Genomic DNA, 3,828 nt, shown 5'->3' with positions numbered 1-3,828 from the left:
ATTTGCTTAGTGATTCATAAGTAATTTGTCTGATTTAAATTGACAATTCAGGATTTTTAAAGTTATTGATTTTACTTATATTAAGAAATTATATACAAAAAAATATTATAATTTTCTTATACATAAAAAATTCGCTTCGCTCATTTCGCCAACGATATATCCTTGCTACCACTACGGATACATCCGTTACTCAAAAATGTCATTTTTTACGTTTATAAAATTATTGATATTACTTATATTCATATGTTATCCACAAATATAGTTATGATATAATTTCTTTATACGCAAAAAATAAGTACCTATAATATTATAATATATAAGGTACTTATTTTTTAATACTTATTTTATATACGGAACTGGATTTACATGCTTTCCGTTTATTCTTACTTCAAAATGAAGATGCGGACCAGTTGAGTTACCTGTAGAACCTATTTTAGATACTACTTGCCCTTTTTCTACTCTTTGCCCTACTGACACTGCTAATTTACTATTATGCCCATAAAGAGTTACTTTTCCATCATCATGCTGTATCATAACAGTGTTACCATATCCTCCTTTAGTCCCTGAAAATATAACTTTTCCTGAGTCTATAGCTACTGCAGGTGTTCCTGTTGGTGCTGGTATATCTATTCCAGTATGCATCTTTTTAGTATTAAAAATTGGATGTATTCTATATCCATATGGAGAGCTTATTCTAGAATGCCCTGGCACTGGCCAAGAACCACTAGATATAACTTGTCCTTCTCCATTGACAACACTTTGCGCTGCTATTTTTTCTATTTCTGATTCTAATTCATTTTCTTCTTTTTCTAATTCAGATTTTAATTTTTCTAGTTCTATTTTATCATTATTTAAAGATTCATTATCTATTTCTAATAATAATTTTAACTCTTCTTGTTCAACCTTTTTATTTTCTATTTGGCTCTTTTTATCTTCTATTTCTTGTTTATTTTCATCAAGCTCTGTTAAAACTTCTTTATCTTGTTTTACAATTTGCTTTACTATATATATATTATTAAAAAAGTCAGATATTGATGAGCTATAGAATAATTGCTATTTATTACTTTTATTCTTTTAGATAATTTATCTTTATTATTTTGTATATTATTTTCTAATTCATTTATTTCAGATTTTATCTCATTTATCTGCAAATCAAGTTTACTTATTTCTTCATTAGTAGATAATATTTTTTCTTCAACCTCTATTATTTTAGAATTTAATTCTATTATTTGTTCATCTAATCGTAATTGACTATTTCTATTTTCAGTTAGTTTTTTTTCTAAATCTACTTGTTTATTTTGACCATAAACAAGACTTGTACTAAATATTATACTACATAATGTTATCGTAGTTATTACTTTCCTCACTAATTCTCCCCCTAAATCTTATACTTTTAAATGTCTTTTTACAGATATAATACTACCTAGTACTCCAATGGTAATTCCTGTTATAAATAAAACAAATGCTAAAAATATTGCTATTTCTGAAACTGGAATCATCATGTTATTATTCATAAAGTTAATTGCATTATTTATATTTTCTAATATGTATTCATACATATATATACATATGAATAACGCTATAGTAGATCCTATAAATCCTATAGTAAAACCTTCAACTATAAATGGCATTCTTATAAAGTTATCACTTCCACCTACATACTTTATTATTTCAATTTCTTCTTTCTTGCTGTACACTATAGCTTTTATAGTATTTGATATTATAACTAAGCATATTAATATTAAAAATATAATAAGTACTGCACCAAAGTTTCTAATAGAGTTTGATATTTTAACAAAGTTTTCTATTACATCTTCATTATATTCTACATTTTTAACATTATCTAAAGTAGATATTTTACTTGACACTGCTTTTATATCTTTTGAATTTTCTAATGTAACGATGTAGCAATCATCTAAAGGATTTTCTACCCCTTCTAATAAATAGGCATCTTCTCCCCAGCTACTTTTCATGTCATTTAACATGGTTTCTTTGTCTTTAAACTCTACACTTTTTATTCCTTCTATATTGCTTAATTTATCTTTAAGATTCTCTATACTAGTTCCATCTAAGTTAGGTTGAATAGATACTCTTATTTCATTTATTTCATATTTTGTTGTTTTTATGAATTGATTTGTATTTAATACAATACTAGTTATTATACCTAATATTATTAACGATGCACTAACAGAAATTATAGATATAAAACTCATAGTTTTATTTGTAAAGATTCCTTTTATACCTTGTTTTACACTATATAAAAAATTAGACAGTAGCTTCATACATTTCCCTCTTCGTGTCTCTTATTATTTTTCCTTTTTCTAATTGAATAACTCTTTTAGGAAATAAATTTATAATTTCATTATCATGTGTTGCCATTATAATAGTAACACCTTCTTTGTTTATATCATTTAATATTTCTAATATACTTATAGAGTTTTCTATATCTAAGTTACCAGTACATTCGTCTGCTATAATTATTGATGGTTTATTTACTATAGCTCTTGCTATAGCCACCCTTTGAAGTTCTCCACCAGACAATTCATCTGGATATTTATTATACTTATCTGCTATTTTAACCTTCTCTAAAACTGACATTACACTTGGTTTTATAGTTTTTGAATTGGCTCCAACTGCTCTCATTGCAATTTCAACATTTTCATATACAGTCTTATCTCTTAAAATCCTAAAATCTTGAAATACTACACCTAAATTACGTCTATACTCATGAATTTTTCTATGTTTAATCTTACTTAAATCTTGTCCTAGTACTGACACCCTTCCTGATGAAACTTTTTCTTCTCGTGTTAAAATTTTAAGTAGTGTAGATTTTCCTGCACCAGAATGTCCCACTAAAAATATAAATTCACCTTGGCTTATTCCTAAATTTATATTATCAAGGGATTTGTTTCTATCAGAATATACTTTTTCTACGTTGGTAAATTTAATCAATTTTATCACTCCATATATCCTTTTTTTTACACTAAATTTATGCACATCATCTATTATATATTATAAGTATCATTTTTGTAACAGTTTTGTAGCATTTTGTCGTTTATTTTTATTTTATATTAATTCTATTCAAAACTAAAAAGCTATTTCATATTAAGGTAAATTATATATGAAATAGCCCCTTTATTAATATTTAAATTTTTTCATATTTTTTTCATCCTTTAAATATATTAGTCCATTTCCCTGTACAGTTCTAGGATATTCCAGCACTCTTGTGTGCTTTATCAATTGTGCATATAATTCTTCTTGTGTTAAATTTCTTTGAAATTCATTTTTAGACCAATTTTTTAATAAAGCTAAGCTTCCTGTAACATGAGGCGCTGCCATACTAGTTCCACTCAAAACAGCAAATTGATTATTAGGATAAGTCGAAAGTATATCAACTCCAGGTGCAACAACATCTATAGCTGTATTAGAGTTAGAAAACTTAGCAGGTACACCTTTTTTATCAACAGCTCCAACAGATATTACATCTGGATAAGCTGCTGGATATGAATATTCAAAACTATCAGCATCTCCATCGCCTTCATTACCTGCTGCACAAACCACTAATATATTACTATTAACTGCTTCTTTTATTACCTTTTCTAGTTTAGGACTATTTTCTGATAACCCAAGTGACATAGATATTATATCTACCTTTTGCTCTACTGCATATTTTATAGCATTTATTACCCAACTTAACTTCCCTGTTCCAGTTCTATTTATAGCCTTTAAAACGTAAATTTGCGCATCTGGAGCCACCCCTGTTATATTACTACCATTTGCGCATATAGTACCTATTACATGAGTTCCATGTCCAACTCTATCAATCCC

Annotated in this window: 5 protein-coding genes; all 5 read right to left on the bottom strand. The window is 27.0% G+C overall.

The window, feature by feature from the left end; genetic code table 11:
* Positions 1-339: 339 nt before the first annotated feature.
* Positions 340-711, bottom strand: coding sequence for a M23 family metallopeptidase (locus tag Q5F54_RS11710; RefSeq protein ID WP_302334476.1), 372 nt, complete (start codon positions 709-711; stop codon positions 340-342).
* 290 nt (positions 712-1,001) lie between these two features.
* Positions 1,002-1,367: a hypothetical protein gene (locus Q5F54_RS11705; protein ID WP_302334475.1), complete on the bottom strand. Its 366-nt coding sequence runs from the start codon at positions 1,365-1,367 to the stop codon at positions 1,002-1,004.
* An 18-nt stretch (positions 1,368-1,385) separates the two neighbouring features.
* Entirely contained in the window at positions 1,386-2,282 is an 897-nt protein-coding gene (ftsX, locus tag Q5F54_RS11700; RefSeq protein ID WP_281538019.1) for a permease-like cell division protein FtsX, read from the bottom strand.
* The gene (gene ftsE / locus Q5F54_RS11695; protein WP_071121172.1) at positions 2,266-2,952 is read right to left on the bottom strand and encodes a cell division ATP-binding protein FtsE; all 687 of its coding nucleotides are present in this window, start codon (positions 2,950-2,952) and stop codon (positions 2,266-2,268) included. Before ftsE ends, ftsX begins: the two co-directional genes overlap by 17 nt.
* 186 nt (positions 2,953-3,138) lie before the next feature.
* A partial coding sequence (locus tag Q5F54_RS11690; protein WP_302334474.1) for a S8 family peptidase occupies positions 3,139-3,828 on the bottom strand: 690 nt, incomplete at its 5' end.

This window comes from uncultured Romboutsia sp. (genome assembly GCF_958366745.1).
GTDB classification, from domain to species: Bacteria; Bacillota; Clostridia; order Peptostreptococcales; family Peptostreptococcaceae; genus Romboutsia; species Romboutsia timonensis.
The sequence above is the reverse complement of the archived record's forward strand: the minus strand, read 5'-3'. Positions and strand labels throughout refer to the sequence as shown.